Origin of the sequence: Hansschlegelia sp. (genome assembly GCF_035538955.1) — a bacterium.
Classification (GTDB): Bacteria; Pseudomonadota; Alphaproteobacteria; order Rhizobiales; family Methylopilaceae; genus Methylopila.
The window spans coordinates 130,535-143,832 of the sequence record NZ_DATLJK010000015.1; the positions used below are offsets into that span (position 1 = coordinate 130,535).

General features: G+C 68.6%; 13 protein-coding genes and 1 tRNA gene. 9 read left to right on the forward strand and 5 right to left on the reverse strand.

Annotation, left to right across the window (positions count from 1 at the left end; all coding sequences use genetic code 11):
• Positions 1-168 precede the first annotated feature (168 nt).
• The gene (locus VM780_RS12560; RefSeq protein WP_325447819.1) at positions 169-1,533 is read left to right on the forward strand and encodes a cytochrome P450; all 1,365 of its coding nucleotides are present in this window, start codon (positions 169-171) and stop codon (positions 1,531-1,533) included.
• A gap of 117 nt (positions 1,534-1,650) precedes the next feature.
• The gene (locus tag VM780_RS12565) at positions 1,651-2,685 is read left to right on the forward strand and encodes a YihY/virulence factor BrkB family protein (protein WP_325447821.1); all 1,035 of its coding nucleotides are present in this window, start codon (positions 1,651-1,653) and stop codon (positions 2,683-2,685) included.
• On the opposite strand, the gene VM780_RS12570 is transcribed toward VM780_RS12565, so the two are convergent.
• Positions 2,686-3,342, reverse strand: coding sequence for an alpha-ketoglutarate-dependent dioxygenase AlkB (locus VM780_RS12570; protein ID WP_325447823.1), 657 nt, complete (start codon positions 3,340-3,342; stop codon positions 2,686-2,688).
• Between the two features lie 135 nt (positions 3,343-3,477).
• Between VM780_RS12570 and dnaK the strand changes: the two genes are divergently transcribed.
• From dnaK to VM780_RS12600, 6 genes are all read left to right on the forward strand, one after another.
• Positions 3,478-5,385: a molecular chaperone DnaK gene (gene dnaK / locus VM780_RS12575; RefSeq protein ID WP_325447825.1), complete on the forward strand. Its 1,908-nt coding sequence runs from the start codon at positions 3,478-3,480 to the stop codon at positions 5,383-5,385.
• Positions 5,386-5,499: 114 nt separating this feature from the next.
• On the forward strand, positions 5,500-6,624 hold the full coding sequence (gene dnaJ / locus VM780_RS12580; protein WP_325447827.1) for a molecular chaperone DnaJ: 1,125 nt from the start codon (positions 5,500-5,502) through the stop codon (positions 6,622-6,624).
• A gap of 98 nt (positions 6,625-6,722) precedes the next feature.
• Positions 6,723-7,346 (forward strand): class I SAM-dependent methyltransferase, encoded by a 624-nt coding sequence (locus tag VM780_RS12585; protein WP_325447829.1) that lies wholly within the window; start codon positions 6,723-6,725, stop codon positions 7,344-7,346.
• Between the two features lie 91 nt (positions 7,347-7,437).
• Complete coding sequence (locus VM780_RS12590) at positions 7,438-8,019, forward strand: NAD(P)H-dependent oxidoreductase (RefSeq protein ID WP_325447831.1); 582 nt, start codon at positions 7,438-7,440, stop codon at positions 8,017-8,019.
• Positions 8,016-8,756 carry an orotidine-5'-phosphate decarboxylase gene (gene pyrF, locus VM780_RS12595; RefSeq protein ID WP_325447833.1) on the forward strand — a complete coding sequence of 247 codons (741 nt, stop codon included), beginning with the start codon at positions 8,016-8,018 and terminating at the stop codon, positions 8,754-8,756. Before VM780_RS12590 ends, pyrF begins: the two co-directional genes overlap by 4 nt.
• A gap of 139 nt (positions 8,757-8,895) precedes the next feature.
• Positions 8,896-9,525: a response regulator transcription factor gene (locus VM780_RS12600; RefSeq protein WP_325447835.1), complete on the forward strand. Its 630-nt coding sequence runs from the start codon at positions 8,896-8,898 to the stop codon at positions 9,523-9,525.
• A gap of 13 nt (positions 9,526-9,538) precedes the next feature.
• On the opposite strand, the gene VM780_RS12605 is transcribed toward VM780_RS12600, so the two are convergent.
• The gene (locus VM780_RS12605; RefSeq protein WP_325447837.1) at positions 9,539-9,829 is read right to left on the reverse strand and encodes a YggT family protein; all 291 of its coding nucleotides are present in this window, start codon (positions 9,827-9,829) and stop codon (positions 9,539-9,541) included.
• Positions 9,830-9,962: 133 nt separating this feature from the next.
• Here VM780_RS12605 and VM780_RS12610 point away from each other — a divergent pair.
• Positions 9,963-10,038, forward strand: a tRNA-Ala gene (locus VM780_RS12610).
• Between the two features lie 127 nt (positions 10,039-10,165).
• Here VM780_RS12610 and VM780_RS12615 read toward each other — a convergent pair.
• The 3 genes from VM780_RS12615 to VM780_RS12625 form a co-directional block, all read right to left on the reverse strand.
• Positions 10,166-11,884: a sugar-transfer associated ATP-grasp domain-containing protein gene (locus VM780_RS12615; RefSeq protein WP_325447839.1), complete on the reverse strand. Its 1,719-nt coding sequence runs from the start codon at positions 11,882-11,884 to the stop codon at positions 10,166-10,168.
• Positions 11,885-11,964: 80 nt separating this feature from the next.
• Entirely contained in the window at positions 11,965-12,948 is a 984-nt protein-coding gene (locus VM780_RS12620) for a 2OG-Fe(II) oxygenase family protein (protein WP_325447841.1), read from the reverse strand.
• A complete protein-coding gene (locus VM780_RS12625; RefSeq protein ID WP_325447843.1) occupies positions 12,866-13,048 on the reverse strand; it encodes a hypothetical protein in 183 nt (60 codons plus the stop codon). The genes VM780_RS12620 and VM780_RS12625 overlap by 83 nt, the downstream gene beginning before the upstream one ends.
• Positions 13,049-13,298 lie beyond the last annotated feature (250 nt).

A 13,298-nucleotide genomic window follows, 5' to 3' on the forward strand; every position in this document is an offset into this window, starting at 1 on the left:
TCCGCGGCGGGCGTCCGATAGAACGAGGCCGCAAAGCGTTAATCGTTGACCAGCGGCCCTCGATTCGGCGCGGCTCCGTCGCCGATGGCCGGGGCGCGGGGCGGACCATATGTCCGAACTCGGAAACAGCGGCGGCGCGCCGACGCGCCGCCGGGAGTGGCTGACCGCATGACGACGCTGAGCCCTGCCCTCGCCCGCGTAGATCCGCCTTCCGAGCCGCTCGACGCCTTCCGCCTGCTGCGGACGGCGGTCCGCAACCCGATCGAGATCTGGCCGCGCGCGGTCTACCGAGAGAGGGTGTATCGGCGGCGCTTCGCCGGCCGGGACGTCGCGTTCTTCTGCGATCCGGATCTGATCCGCGAGACCCTCGTCGACCGCGCCGACGCGTTCCAGAAGGCGGATACGATGCGCCGCGCGCTGCGTCCCGCCCTCGGCGACGCGCTGCTCACCGCCGAGGGCGCCGACTGGCGCTGGCAGCGTCGCGCCGCCTCCCCGATCTTCCGGCATGAGCGCATCCTGGCCTTCGCGCCTCAGATGGTCGCCGCCGCGGAGACGACCCGCGAGCGCTGGCTGGCGGCCGGCGGCGCGGAGCTCGACGTCGCACGCGAGATGATGCTGACCACCTACGACGTGATCGTGCGAACGATGCTTGGCCACGACGGGATTGACGCCGAGCGGGTCGAACATGCGGTCAACGACTATCTGGATCCGCTCGGCTGGGTGATCGCCATGTCGATCGCCCGATTGCCGCGCTGGCTGCCCCACCCGGGCCGCCTGCGGAGCGACCGCGCCAGGCGGTTCCTGCGCCGCGAGATCGTCGGGATGATCGCAAAGCGGCGCGGCGCGCCCGAGGCGCGGGACGACCTTCTGGCGCTGCTGCTCGCCGCGCGCGACCCTGAGACGGGCCACGCCATGAGCGACCGCGATCTTGCGGACAACATCCTGACCTTCATCACGGCCGGCCACGAGACGACCGCGCTCGCGCTCACCTGGACGTTCTACCTCCTGGACCGGCGCCCCGAGGCGGCGGAGCGGATCAGGGCGGAGATCGAACAGGTGACGGGCGGCGGCGCGCTCTCGGCCGAGCATGTGGCGGGGCTCGCCTATACGCGGCAGGTGCTGCAGGAGGCGATGCGGCTCTATCCGCCCGCCGCCGTGGTGGTGCGCGAGGCGGTCCGCCCGGTGCGGATCGGCGCCGAGGAGCTTCCCGCCGGCGCTCAGGTCTACATCCCCATCTATGCAGTGCATCGGCACGAACTGCTGTGGGAGGCGCCCGATGTCTTCGATCCGGAGAGGTTCGCTCCGGAGGCCGTCAAGGCGCGTCACCGCTACGCCTATCTGCCGTTCGGCGCCGGGCCGCGCATCTGCATCGGCATGAGCTTCGCGATGATCGAAGGCCTCCTCATCCTGGCGACGCTGCTGCGCGCAACGCGGCCTTCGCTCCGGGCCGGTTTCGAGCCGGAGCTGCGGCTGCGCGTCACGCTGCGGCCGGGCCGCGGGATGCCGATGCGGATCGCGCCGCGGCGAGATTGAGGCAACGACAAGGCAAGTTCTGCGTTGAACCCCGCTAACAGGGTGCGGCGCGTGCGAAAATCAGAACCAGTTCAACCGGATCGGCGCCTTGAGGCGATCATCGACAATGTCCTCCTGATGGCGAGCGGGATCGCGGCCGCGGGAGTGGTCGCGGCGGCGGCCTTTTCTTCTGGCCCGCCGGAGCCAGACGCGGCGGAGGCGCAGGCGCGCCGCCTCCACGCCCGCGGCAAGGACGCTCGCACGCCGACGGAGATCCCCGCCCGCGGCTGGAAGGAAGTCCTGATGCGGGTTTACGCCGAGATCTCGGACGACCGCATCCTGGCGGTCGCGGCCGGCGTCACCTTCTATGCTCTGCTGGCGATCTTCCCGGCGATCGTCGCGCTGGTTTCGCTCTACGGCCTCACGGCGGATCTCTCGACGCTCAACGACCACCTCTCCTCTTTCGCAGGCGTCGTCCCCGGAGGAGCGCTGGACATCATCCGGGATCAGGTCACGCGCATCGTCACCAAGGGCGACGGGTCGCTCGGCTTCGCCTTCGTGTTCGGCCTCGGGGCCGCGCTGTGGAGCGCGAATGCGGGGGTGAAGGCGCTCTTCGACGCGCTCAATGTCGTCTACGACGAGCAGGAGAAGCGCAGCTTCGTCCGCCTGAACCTCATCTCGCTGACCTTCACCGCCGGCGCGATCCTGTTCCTGCTGTTCGCCTTCAACGCCGTCGTCGTGCTGCCGATCGCGCTCGATTTTGTCGGTCTCGGCGACCGCGCGGAGACGCTGCTGTCGCTCGGGCGCTGGCCGCTGCTGCTCTGCGCGGTGCTGCTCGGGCTGACCCTGCTCTACCGCTTCGGCCCGAGCCGCGCCCGGCCGCAGTGGCGTTGGGCCGCCCCAGGCTCGCTCGTCGCGGCGATCATATGGATCGCCGCGTCCGCGGGCTTCTCCTGGTATGCGGCCAACATGGCGACCTACAACGAGACCTACGGTTCGCTCGGCGCGGTGATCGGCTTCATGACCTGGATCTGGATCTCGGTCATCGTGGTGCTGCTCGGCGGCGAACTGAACGCCGAGATGGAGCACCAGACGGCGGAGGACACCACGACCGGCGCCCCGCGTCCGATGGGACTGAGGGGCGCCCAGATGGCCGACACGGTCGCGCCCTGATCAACCGGGCGGCGAGACGCGACGCAGCGTCAGGTTGATGCGGCCGCCCTGCGGGAGCAGCGCCGAACTGCCGGGATAAATCCGGTCAACGCCGTGGAAAGCAAGCCGGCTATCTCCGGCAAGCGCCATCGCGTCCCCCGAGGCGAGCCGGAACGAACGCGTCGGGTCGGATCGCCTCAAGCCGCCGATCCGGAACAGCGCCGTGTCGCCGAGCGAGAGAGAAACCACTGGCGCGTCAAAATCCTGTTCGTCGCGGTCCTGATGCAGACCCATCCGGGCGCCCGACGCGTACCAGTTCACCAGGCAGGCCTCCGGCGGCGCCGGATAGCCGCCGATCTCGCGCCACGCCTGCAGCAATATGTCCGGGATCGCCGGCCAAGGCCTTCCGGTGACCGGATGGGTCGCCTGATAGCGATAGCCGCCTTCCGCATCCGAGACCCATCCGAGCGGGCCGAGATTGCTCATCCGCACCGAGAACGGCTTGCCGGTGCGCGGCATGACGGGGGTGAACAGCGGCGCCTCGGCGAGCGCCGCCCGCAGCCTCGCGAGCAGATCGCGCTGCGCCTCCGATGAGAGGTAGCCGGGCCGCAGACGCAGCCCCGCGAGCGCGCCGCTCACAGCCGCGTCATCGCCCGCCTTGCGACCAGAAACCGCCATCCTTATATACCCGCCGACCCGCGAAACCCGCGGATTTCCAAGGGACCGAAGGGTTGTGGAGGCCGATCCCGCCGCCTCCGCAAGGCCGCTTCGGGGCCGTTCCGGTCCGCTTAAGAAGATGAGGAAGTGAGAGTCATGGGCAAGGTCATCGGGATCGATCTCGGAACGACGAACTCCTGCGTCGCCGTCATGGACGGGGCCCAGCCGAAGGTCATCGAGAATTCGGAAGGCGCGCGCACGACGCCGTCGATCGTCGCATTCACCGACAGCGGCGAGCGCCTCGTAGGTCAGCCGGCGAAGCGCCAGGCGGTGACGAACCCGGATCGGACCTTCTTCGCGGTCAAGCGGCTGATCGGCCGCCGCTTCGACGACCCGACGGTCGAGAAGGACAAGAAGCTCGTCCCGTACAAGATCATCAAGGGCGACAATGGCGACGCCTGGGTCGAGGCGGACGGCAAGCCCTATTCGCCGTCACAGATTTCCGCCTTCACGCTGCAGAAGATGAAGGAGACCGCCGAGGCGCATCTCGGCCAGAAGGTCGACCAGGCGGTGATCACCGTCCCGGCCTACTTCAACGACAGCCAGCGTCAGGCGACCAAGGACGCCGGCCGGATCGCCGGCCTCGAGGTGCTGCGCATCATCAATGAGCCGACCGCGGCCGCGCTGGCCTATGGCCTCGACAAGAAGTCCTCCGGCACGATCGCGGTCTATGACCTCGGCGGCGGCACGTTCGACGTGTCGGTGCTCGAGATCGGCGACGGCGTGTTCGAGGTGAAGTCGACCAACGGCGACACCTTCCTCGGCGGCGAGGACTTCGACATGCGGCTGGTCGGCTATCTGGCCGACGAGTTCAAGCGCGAGCAGGGCATCGATCTCAGGAACGACAAGCTCGCTCTCCAGCGCCTGAAGGAAGCCGCCGAGAAGGCCAAGATCGAGCTCTCCTCCGCGAGCCAGACCGATATCAACCTGCCTTACATCACGGCCGACGCGTCCGGTCCGAAGCACCTCGCGCTCAAGCTCACCCGCGCGAAGTTCGAGAGCCTCGTGGACGACCTGATCCAGCGCACGATCGAGCCCTGCAAGGCGGCGCTCAAGGACGCCGGCGTCTCCGCCGGTCAGATCGACGAGGTGGTTCTGGTCGGCGGCATGACCCGCATGCCGAAGGTGCATGAGGTCGTGAAGCAGTTCTTCGGCAAGGAGCCCCACAAGGGCGTCAACCCGGACGAGGTCGTCGCCATCGGCGCCGCGATCCAGGCGGGCGTGCTGCAGGGCGACGTGAAGGACGTGCTGCTGCTCGACGTCACCCCGCTGTCGCTCGGCATCGAGACGCTCGGCGGCGTGTTCACGCGCCTGATCGACCGCAACACGACGATCCCGACGAAGAAGAGCCAGACCTTCTCGACCGCCGAAGACGGCCAGAACGCCGTGACGATCCGCGTCTTCCAGGGCGAGCGCGAGATGGCTGCGGACAACAAGATCCTCGGCCAGTTCGACCTCGTCGGCATCCCGCCGGCGCCGCGCGGCGTGCCGCAGATCGAGGTGACGTTCGACATCGATGCTAACGGCATCGTCAACGTCTCGGCCAAGGACAAGGCGACGAACAAGGAGCAGCAGATCCGGATCCAGGCGAGCGGCGGCCTTTCGGACGCCGACATCGAGAAGATGGTGAAGGAGGCTGAAGCCAACGCGGCCGAGGACAAGAAGCGTCGCGCGCTTGTCGAGGCTCGCAACCAGGCCGAGGCGCTGATCCACTCGACCGAGAAGACGCTCGGCGAGCTCGGCGACAAGGCTGCGGGCGAGAAGCCCGCGATCGAGGCCGCCGTGGCGGAGCTGCGGACGGCGGTCGCTGGCGACGACGTCGAGGCCATCCAGGCCAAGACTAACGCGCTGGCCCAGGCCTCGATGAAGCTTGGCGAGGCCATGTACGCCCAGGGTCAGGCCGGCGAGTCTGGCGCTGACGCTTCGGCTTCGGCGGGAGATGCCAAGGACGACGTCGTCGACGCGGACTTCGAGGAAGTCGACGACAAGAAGAAGTCGGCCTGAGGCTGACGACACGATCGCGACCCTCGCCGCTTTCTTCAGGGAAGCGTCGGGGGTCGCTCTCGTTCCACTCGATCCCTGCACCGGAACGCCAGCGAGCGCCTGACGAAGACGCCCATGTCCAGACGCGATTTTTATGAGGTTCTCGAAGTCGAGCGCACGGCGAGCGACGGCGAGCTGAAGGCCGCTTACCGCAAGGCTGCGATGCGCTGGCACCCCGACCGCAATCCGGGAGACGCCCAGGCGGAGGCGCGCTTCAAGGAGCTGAACGCCGCTTATGACTGCCTGAAGGATCCGCAGAAGCGCGCCGCCTACGACCGCTTCGGTCACGCGGCCTTCGAGCAGGGCGGGATGGGCGGTCCCGGGCGCGGGGCCGACATGTCCGACTTCATGTCGGACATCTTCGAGTCCTTCTTCGGAGAGGGCCGGTCCCGAGGCGGCCGCTCGTCTGGCGGCCGCGAGCGTGGCGCCGACCTCCGCTACAACATGGAGATCACGCTCGAGGACGCCTATTCGGGCAAGACCGCGCAGATCCGGATCCCGACGAGCGTCGCCTGCGAGGCCTGCTCCGGCACCGGCGCGAAGCCCGGCTCCCGTCCGAAGCAGTGCCCGACCTGCGGCGGCGCCGGCAAGATCCGCTCGAGCCAGGGCTTCTTCCTGATGGAGCGCACCTGCCCGACCTGCCATGGCCGGGGCGAGACGATCGACGATCCCTGCGAGGAATGCGCCGGAGCCGGCCGGATCACCAAGGAGCGCATGCTCGAGGTCGCGATCCCGGCCGGAGTCGAGGACGGGACCCGCATCCGCCTCTCCGGCGAAGGCGAGGCGGGCCTTCGTGGCGGCCCGGCCGGCGACCTCTATATCTTCCTGTCGCTTGAGAGCCATCCGCTGTTCCAGCGCGACGGGGCGGATCTCTACTGCCGGGTGCCCATCGCGATGACCACGGCCGCGCTCGGCGGCTCCTTCGAGGTGCCGACGATCGACGGCGGGCGCACGCGGGTGAAGATCCCGGAGGGCACCCAGTCCGGCATGCAGTTCCGCCTGAAGGGCAAGGGCATGCCGGTGCTGCGCACCAAGGATTTCGGCGACATGTACATTCAGGCGAATGTCGAGATTCCGCAGCGGCTGACGCGGCGGCAGCGGGATCTGCTCGAAGAGTTCGCGGCGGAAGCGTCGGATTCGAACCATCCTGAGTCGACCGGCTTCTTCAGTCGGGTTAAGGAGTTTTTTGGCGGCGCGTGACCTTCTGGCGCTTGCCGAGCCGCCGTGCCGACTATCATCCTCACATGCCGGAATCGCTCCGGCGCCCGCCGCCTCCTTCATCGGAGTTCCCTGCGTCCATGCTCGAGATCGCGAGACGGACTCCACGCCGGTCGGGCAACCGCGGCAAAGGCATCGATTTCGCCGACGAGGCGCGCTTCCTGAAATCCTGGCTGGACAAGCCGCTCGTCACCGGCGCCGTCAGCCCCTCCGGTAAGGCGCTGGCCCGGATGATGGCTCGCTACGTCGATCCATCGCAGCCTGGCCTCGTTCTGGAGATCGGCCCCGGAACAGGACCGGTGACGGAGGCGCTGATCGAACGGGGCGTGGCCCCCGAGCGCCTCGTCCTGATCGAGTACAACCGCGAATTCGTGCCGCTGCTCGAGCGCCGCTTCCCGGGCGTCACGATCGTCCAGGGCGACGCCTACACGGTTCGGGAGACCCTGGCCGGGCGGATCGATCAGCCGCTCACCGCGACCGTCTCGAGCCTGCCTCTTCTGACCAAGCCCGTGCGCCAGAGGGCTGCGCTTCTCGAACAATGTTTCGAGATGTCGCGCCCCGGCGCGCCCTTCGTGCAGTTCACCTACGGGCTAACGCCCCCCATCCCGCGCGAGGCCATCGGCCTGACCAGCGCGGTCGGCTCACCCCGCGTCTGGCTCAATCTCCCGCCGGCCCGCGTGTGGATCTACAGTCGACCGGCCTGATCGGTTTCTTCGCGCCCGCCGCGCCCTGACAGCCTGATCCGAAGGCCGCGACGCAGGACGGGGCGCCTTCCGCTCGCCACGGAGCCTACAAATGGCAGCACCCAAGATCGTCGTGTTCGCCGGTTCGGTCCGGACCGGCTCCATCAACGAGAAGCTTGCGGTCGCCGCGGCGCAGTCGCTTGCGGCCGCCGGCGCCGAGGTCACGCGCATCTCGCTGCGGGACTACCCGCTTCCGCTCTACGACGCCGACCTTCAGGCCCGCGACGGCGTTCCCGCGCCCGCCCGGCGCCTCGTGGACCTGTTTCTCGATCATCAGGGCGCGTTCGTCGCAAGCCCGGAATACAATGCGAGCTTCACGCCGCTGCTGAAGAACACGTTCGACTGGATGTCGCGGATCAATATCGAGGGGCGGCCGCCGCTGCCCGCCTTCAAGCAGCGCGTCTTCGCCCTTGGCGCCGTCTCGAACGGCGCGCTCGGCGGCTACCGTGGGCTGACACAGCTGCGCGCCATGATGGAGCTTGGGCTCGGGGCGCTGGTGCTGCCCGACATGGTGGCCGTCGGCAATGCCTCGGAAGCGTTCTCCGACGACGGCGGGCTGAAGGCGCCGCGCACCGCGGCCTTCCTGGACGAGGTCGTCCGGAAGCTCGTCGACCATGCGGCGCGCCTCGCGTGAGCGCGTCGCGCCCCGCCGCGGAGCCGCCCGCGGCCGCTGATCCGAAGGACCGGCTGATCGTCGGCCTCGATGTGGCCACCGTGCCGGAGGCCGAGTCGATCGTCGCCCGCCTCGGCGACGCCGTCGCCATCTACAAGATCGGCTTCGAGCTGATGATGGCGGGCGGGCTCGTGCTCGCGGAACGGCTCGCCCGGTCGGACAAGAAGGTGTTCGTGGACATGAAGCTCCACGACATCGGCGCCACCGTGGAGAAGGCCACGCGCCAGGTGGCGCGGCTCGGCGCCGCCTTTCTTACGGTCCACGCCTATCCGCAGACGCTTCGCGCCGCGGTCGAAGGGCGGGGCGACAGCAGCCTGAAGATTCTCGGCGTGACCGTGCTGACGTCCTGGGACGCGGCCGACGTGCGCGAGGCCGGGTTCTCCGACACGCCCGATGAGCTCGTCGCCCGCCGCGTCGGACAGACCCTGGCGGCCGGCGCGAATGGCGTGATCTGCGCGCCCACGGATCTTGCCGCAGTGAGGCGGATCGCGCCGCGTCCGTTCCTGGCGGTCACGCCGGGGGTGCGGCCGGCCGGCGCGGCGCTCGGCGACCAGAAGCGCGTCGCCGCTCCGGCGGAGGCGATCCGCGCCGGCGCCGATTTTCTGGTCGTGGCGCGGCCGGTGATCGCGGCCGCCGATCCGCGGGCGGCCGCCGAGAACATCCTGGCCGAGATCGGACAGGCGCTTTCCGAGCGCTGATCGCTTCGTCCGCGCCTCTGCCTCATGCGGAAATTAACGATCGAATAACGATGATCTTGCGCAGGCGATCATGATCGCGCTCTAGTTGAACGTTGCATGCGCAAATTCACGTATAGGCGTCGAACGCGTGGGGACGCGGATGCCCTCAGTGGCGTGGAGTGGAACGGTCTGCGTCGTCGATGACGACGAGACCATCCGAGACGTGTTGTCCGCAGCGTTCGACGCCGACGGCTTCAGAGTTGAGAGCTTCGGCGACGGCGAGCTCTTCCTTGCGCGCGACTCCCATGAACCGCCGGCCTGCGTGCTGCTGGACGTCTTGATGCCCGGCAGATCCGGGCTCGACGTCCTGCGGGAGCTCAACGCCCGCGGCTCCGTCGTCCCCGTGATCATGATCTCCGGCTCGGCCGATATCCCGACGGCGGTGGACGCCATCCGCCACGGGGCCCTCGACTTCATCGAGAAGCCGTTCGATCCGCTCGACGTGCTTCAGCGCGTGCGCAACGCCCTCGCCGCGAGCGAGGCGCGGGCCGACGCAACGTTGCGAAGCGGCCGCGCGGGCGAGATTCCCGGCGCGGACGCGCTGACTCCGCGCGAGCGGGAGGTGCTGATCCTGGTCGCGGGGGGCCAATCCAACAAGGAGGCCGGCCGCCGGCTCGGCATCAGCCCGCGCACCATCGAGGTCCATCGCGCCCGCATCATGGAGAAGCTCGGCGCGAAGAACGCCGCCGACCTCGTGCGGATCGTGATGTCCGCCACGGAAGGGCGGTGAGGGCGGCGTCGGATCAGAAAACGGCCGGGTAGAGATAGAGAACGATCACCCGCTGGATCAGGAAGATGATGAGCAGCAGGATGACCGGCGATATGTCGATGCCGCCGAGGAAGGGCAGCATGTTCCGGATCGGCCGCAGCAGAGGCTCCGTGATGCGGTACAGGAAGTCGTAGATGCCTGCGACGACGCCGTTGCGCGGATTGACCACGTTGAAGGCGACCAGCCAGGAGAGAATCGCGGAGGCGATCAGCAGCCAGACATAAAGCTGCAGGGCGAGCAGGACGACGTCGAGAATCGCGCGCATGCGTCGGGGAGGCCTCTTGGCGACGAAACTGTGGCGCGACCATTAACGGCCGCGGGGTCGCCCGGCAAGCCGCGGAGGCCGGCGCTTGACAGTCCGCAGGGCGGCAACCTAAATGGCGCGCCTTCGGGGATGCGGGGCCGTAGCTCAGTTGGGAGAGCGCTGCAATCGCACTGCAGAGGTCAGGGGTTCGAATCCCCTCGGCTCCACCAGCCTCCCCGGACGCTTTCTCCTCGCCTGATCCGAGCGACAGGACTTCCGCCACACGCTGCCGCGCGGCGGGACGCGTCGTCACCCACCCTGGCCGATTCGTCTTCCGGCTGCGCCTCGACGCGGCTGTCAGCGATCGCGCGCGGCGGTCCTTTCGAGGAGCTGCGCCGTCAGCGCGTCGAAATGGACGTTCAGCAGCGCGCCAAGCTGCGAGCGGCCGACCGGGGTCCTGGTGACGCGCTGGATGTAGGAGAAGTCCGGATTGCTGTTGCCCTCGAGGATGACCGCGCCGTCCGGCGTGAGCGCAATGTCCCAACCGACGAGCACGCGCGACGCGAACACGCGATGCGCGCGCAACGCGAGCTCCGCGATCGCTCCCCACTCCTGCAGCACGCGGCCCGCCACCTGCTCGCCCGTCACCGGATGGCGCTCGAACCAGATCGTTGCGGTGGCCGGCGCGTCGCCGGTCATCGGGCCGAACGCGCCGGTGTCGACATCGACCGCGCAGCCCCAGTCGGAATCCTGCGTCTTCGGCCAGTGCGGCTCGAAGCGCCGCAGCAGCCGCATAACGCCGTGGGTGACGCGCGGCGCGCCATAAGAGTCCATGCAGGTCATCACCCGAAACACGATCAAGGACTGGTCGGCCAGAGCGCTGATCGCCGGATGATTCCGCAGCTTCGGCTGGACCATCAGGCGACGCGCCTCCGACATTTTCTGAAGGCGCGCGATCAGATCCTCGAAGTCGATCTCCGAGCCGCCGTCGTCCCGGTAGCGCAAAGGCCCGACGCGCTCGAAGTTCAGCGTGAAACGTCCGCCGCGACCGCTGCGCTCCTTCACGAAGAGGTCGCCGTCGAAACGCGAGAGATCCGCCAGCCGTTCGACGCGGCCGCCTTCGACGCAGGCGAGGATCGGCGCGGAAGCGACGCCGTTTTCTTCGCAGGCGCGCCAGAAGGCGAGCTTGTCGTTCATGTCACGCGGGCCGGGCCAGTTCGCCCTCAGCTGCTGGAGCGCCCTGTTGATCCCGTTCTTCGTCTCGACGCGCGTCAGGGTCTCGCTGGCGCGCGCCGGCGCGCGGTAGAGATCGTGGACATAATAGCTCTTGGCGTCGATGCGCTCGACGAAGCCGAGCCGCAGCATGTCGAACAGCTGTTTGCCGACCCCGCGCCCGCTCGCCCGACTGGCGGCGCGCGCCGCCTGCGGCGCGAACAAGGCGATCATCGCGATTATGAAGAGGTGGCGAGCCCCAGGCTCGAAGAGGATTGGGTATGGCGCAGGATAGCGCGGGGGCGCCTCGATCCCGAAATCGTAAAGCAGCCGGCGCGCGCGCTTACCGACCTCCTCGGGCGGGAAGCGATAGGATTTGATCGATGCGAACTGGGCGACCACGAGGCCTGAGACGAACAGCAAGACGCTCAGCAGTTCGCAGGCCTCCTGCAGCCGCGCGACGCCGGGATCGGCGCCGGCCAAAACACCGCTCAGCGCCAGCGCCAGGATTTCGACCGCGACTGCCGCCTGCATGATGGCGACGACGTGCCGGCGCATCGCATAACGCCGGCCGCAGGCGAAGATCAGGTAGCCCGCACAGATCCACAGCGCCGCGGGCGCCAGAGCCGCAACGGGCGCCAGGGCTTCGAGGCCGAACGGCCGGGCCTCGATCTGGCGCGCCGCGGCGATCAGCAGAGCGCCCACCGCCGCCTGGATCCAGGCGCGCCTCAGCTCCGGCGCGGCGCGCCGGCGCCAGGCCTGGAAGGCCGCCCAGAGGCCGCCGCCCATCGCAATGAACTCCACCGCGGCCGCGACGGAGGTGAAGCCGGACGTGGGCGCGACGCGGATCGAAAGCGCCGCCAAGGGAAGCGCCAGCGCAAAGCTCAGCAGCAACTGTGGAACGAGCGCCGGCCTGCTTTGGCGGCGGAGGGCGCGAGAGCCGATCATTCCGCGACGACCGCGATCGAGGCGAGCCCGAACATCTGCGAGCTCTCGATCGTCGCCTGCGCGATGTCGGGATAGGATCCGTCGCTGGCCGGCGCCCAGGCCCGGGGCGGATTCCTCAGACTCGGGTTCACGAAGAACATCAAAGACGAGCGCTCCGCCACGCCGGGAACGTTGCGGACCCGGTGCAGCAGCGGCTGGACCGCGCCCCCGGTCATCAGCGTCAGAATTCCGCCGGGCATGAGCAGCAGTTCGTCGGGAGCGAGCGAGACCGCCTCGAACTCGCCGTCGACCTCGATCTCGAGGCCCGGCTGGCGGGCAGTCACCACAGTCAGCAGATGTCCGTCCTCGTGCGCGTCCTGAAGCAGGTCGCGACGCTCCCGCTGCGGCCGGTAATGGTTCAGCTGGAAATAGGAGAACTCGGCCGATGCGACCGCGTCGCCCTCGGGATTGATCGCTCGCCTCAGATTCTCCAGAACGCCGTCGACGAGCTCGACATAGTCATGCGCCGCCGCCCGCAGCGCCCGATGCAGCGGGTTGGCGGCCGACCAGCCCGCGAGATCCGGCCGCGTCTGGTTGCGCAGCACCATCGCGAAGGTCTCGTTGAGGTCGGGCCGCTCGGCCGTCCGGGAGAACTCCGCTCCCAGCGTGCGGTAGCCTTCAAGGATGTCCGGTCGGGCGAATTCGGCCTTCTCGGCCGCCGGCAGCCCAAAGAAGATCTCCGCGGACCGAAACACGTCGTCCAGTTTTCTGGCGAAGGCAGGCTCCATTCGAACGATCGCGTAGCCTGAATGAAGCAGCGTACTGGCCGCGCTGCTGGTTTTGTTCGAGCAGGTCTTCATGTCTTCAGCGCCTTTGCGCAGGAGGTGGGATAGCCCGAGGCCCGCTTGCGGCGCGCCGTCAGTGGATGGTTCGGTCAATGTCGGACTGACCCGGCGCGATGAGGCCGTCGCCGTTCCATGGGTTCTGGACGTGAGCGCCATGGCCGAGGCCGCGCGTTCCCGCCAGAAGGCCGCCGATCCCGGCGCCGAAAGCGGCCGCCGCGCCGAACGCGGCGAGCGCGAAGCCGCAGACCTTCAGCATGGAGAGTCGTCCGCTCGGCTTCGCGGCGCGACGGCTTCCCGGCGCGTTCAATCCGCTGCTCCGGCCGTGATTCCGCATTCCGCCGCGCCGTCTTGGAAAGCGAGCTGACGCGGGAGGCGCTGCTCGGGACGGGCCGGAGATTTGGCCGCGAGGCTTACGCCTGGCTTACATTCCCGTGACCAAACCGAGGTTTTGCGTTACTGGGGGAGGCGTGTATTCGCCTGCTGGTGACTGCGGGCTCCCTGTTCTG

Bases quoted from the DNA above. Each gene is read 5' to 3' on its own strand.
- VM780_RS12560 (WP_325447819.1), top strand. From the start codon at position 169: ATGACGACGCTGAGCCCTGCCCTCGCCCGCGTAGATCCGCCTTCCGAG.
- VM780_RS12625 (WP_325447843.1), bottom strand. From the start codon at position 13,048: ATGCTGAAGGTCTGCGGCTTCGCGCTCGCCGCGTTCGGCGCGGCGGCC.
- VM780_RS12570 (WP_325447823.1), bottom strand. From the start codon at position 3,342: ATGGCGGTTTCTGGTCGCAAGGCGGGCGATGACGCGGCTGTGAGCGGC.
- VM780_RS12600 (WP_325447835.1), top strand. From the start codon at position 8,896: ATGCCCTCAGTGGCGTGGAGTGGAACGGTCTGCGTCGTCGATGACGAC.
- VM780_RS12620 (WP_325447841.1), bottom strand. From the start codon at position 12,948: ATGGCGCTCACGTCCAGAACCCATGGAACGGCGACGGCCTCATCGCGC.
- VM780_RS12565 (WP_325447821.1), top strand. From the start codon at position 1,651: ATGGCGAGCGGGATCGCGGCCGCGGGAGTGGTCGCGGCGGCGGCCTTT.
- VM780_RS12605 (WP_325447837.1), bottom strand. From the start codon at position 9,829: ATGCGCGCGATTCTCGACGTCGTCCTGCTCGCCCTGCAGCTTTATGTC.
- dnaJ (WP_325447827.1), top strand. From the start codon at position 5,500: ATGTCCAGACGCGATTTTTATGAGGTTCTCGAAGTCGAGCGCACGGCG.
- VM780_RS12585 (WP_325447829.1), top strand. From the start codon at position 6,723: ATGCTCGAGATCGCGAGACGGACTCCACGCCGGTCGGGCAACCGCGGC.
- dnaK (WP_325447825.1), top strand. From the start codon at position 3,478: ATGGGCAAGGTCATCGGGATCGATCTCGGAACGACGAACTCCTGCGTC.
- VM780_RS12590 (WP_325447831.1), top strand. From the start codon at position 7,438: ATGGCAGCACCCAAGATCGTCGTGTTCGCCGGTTCGGTCCGGACCGGC.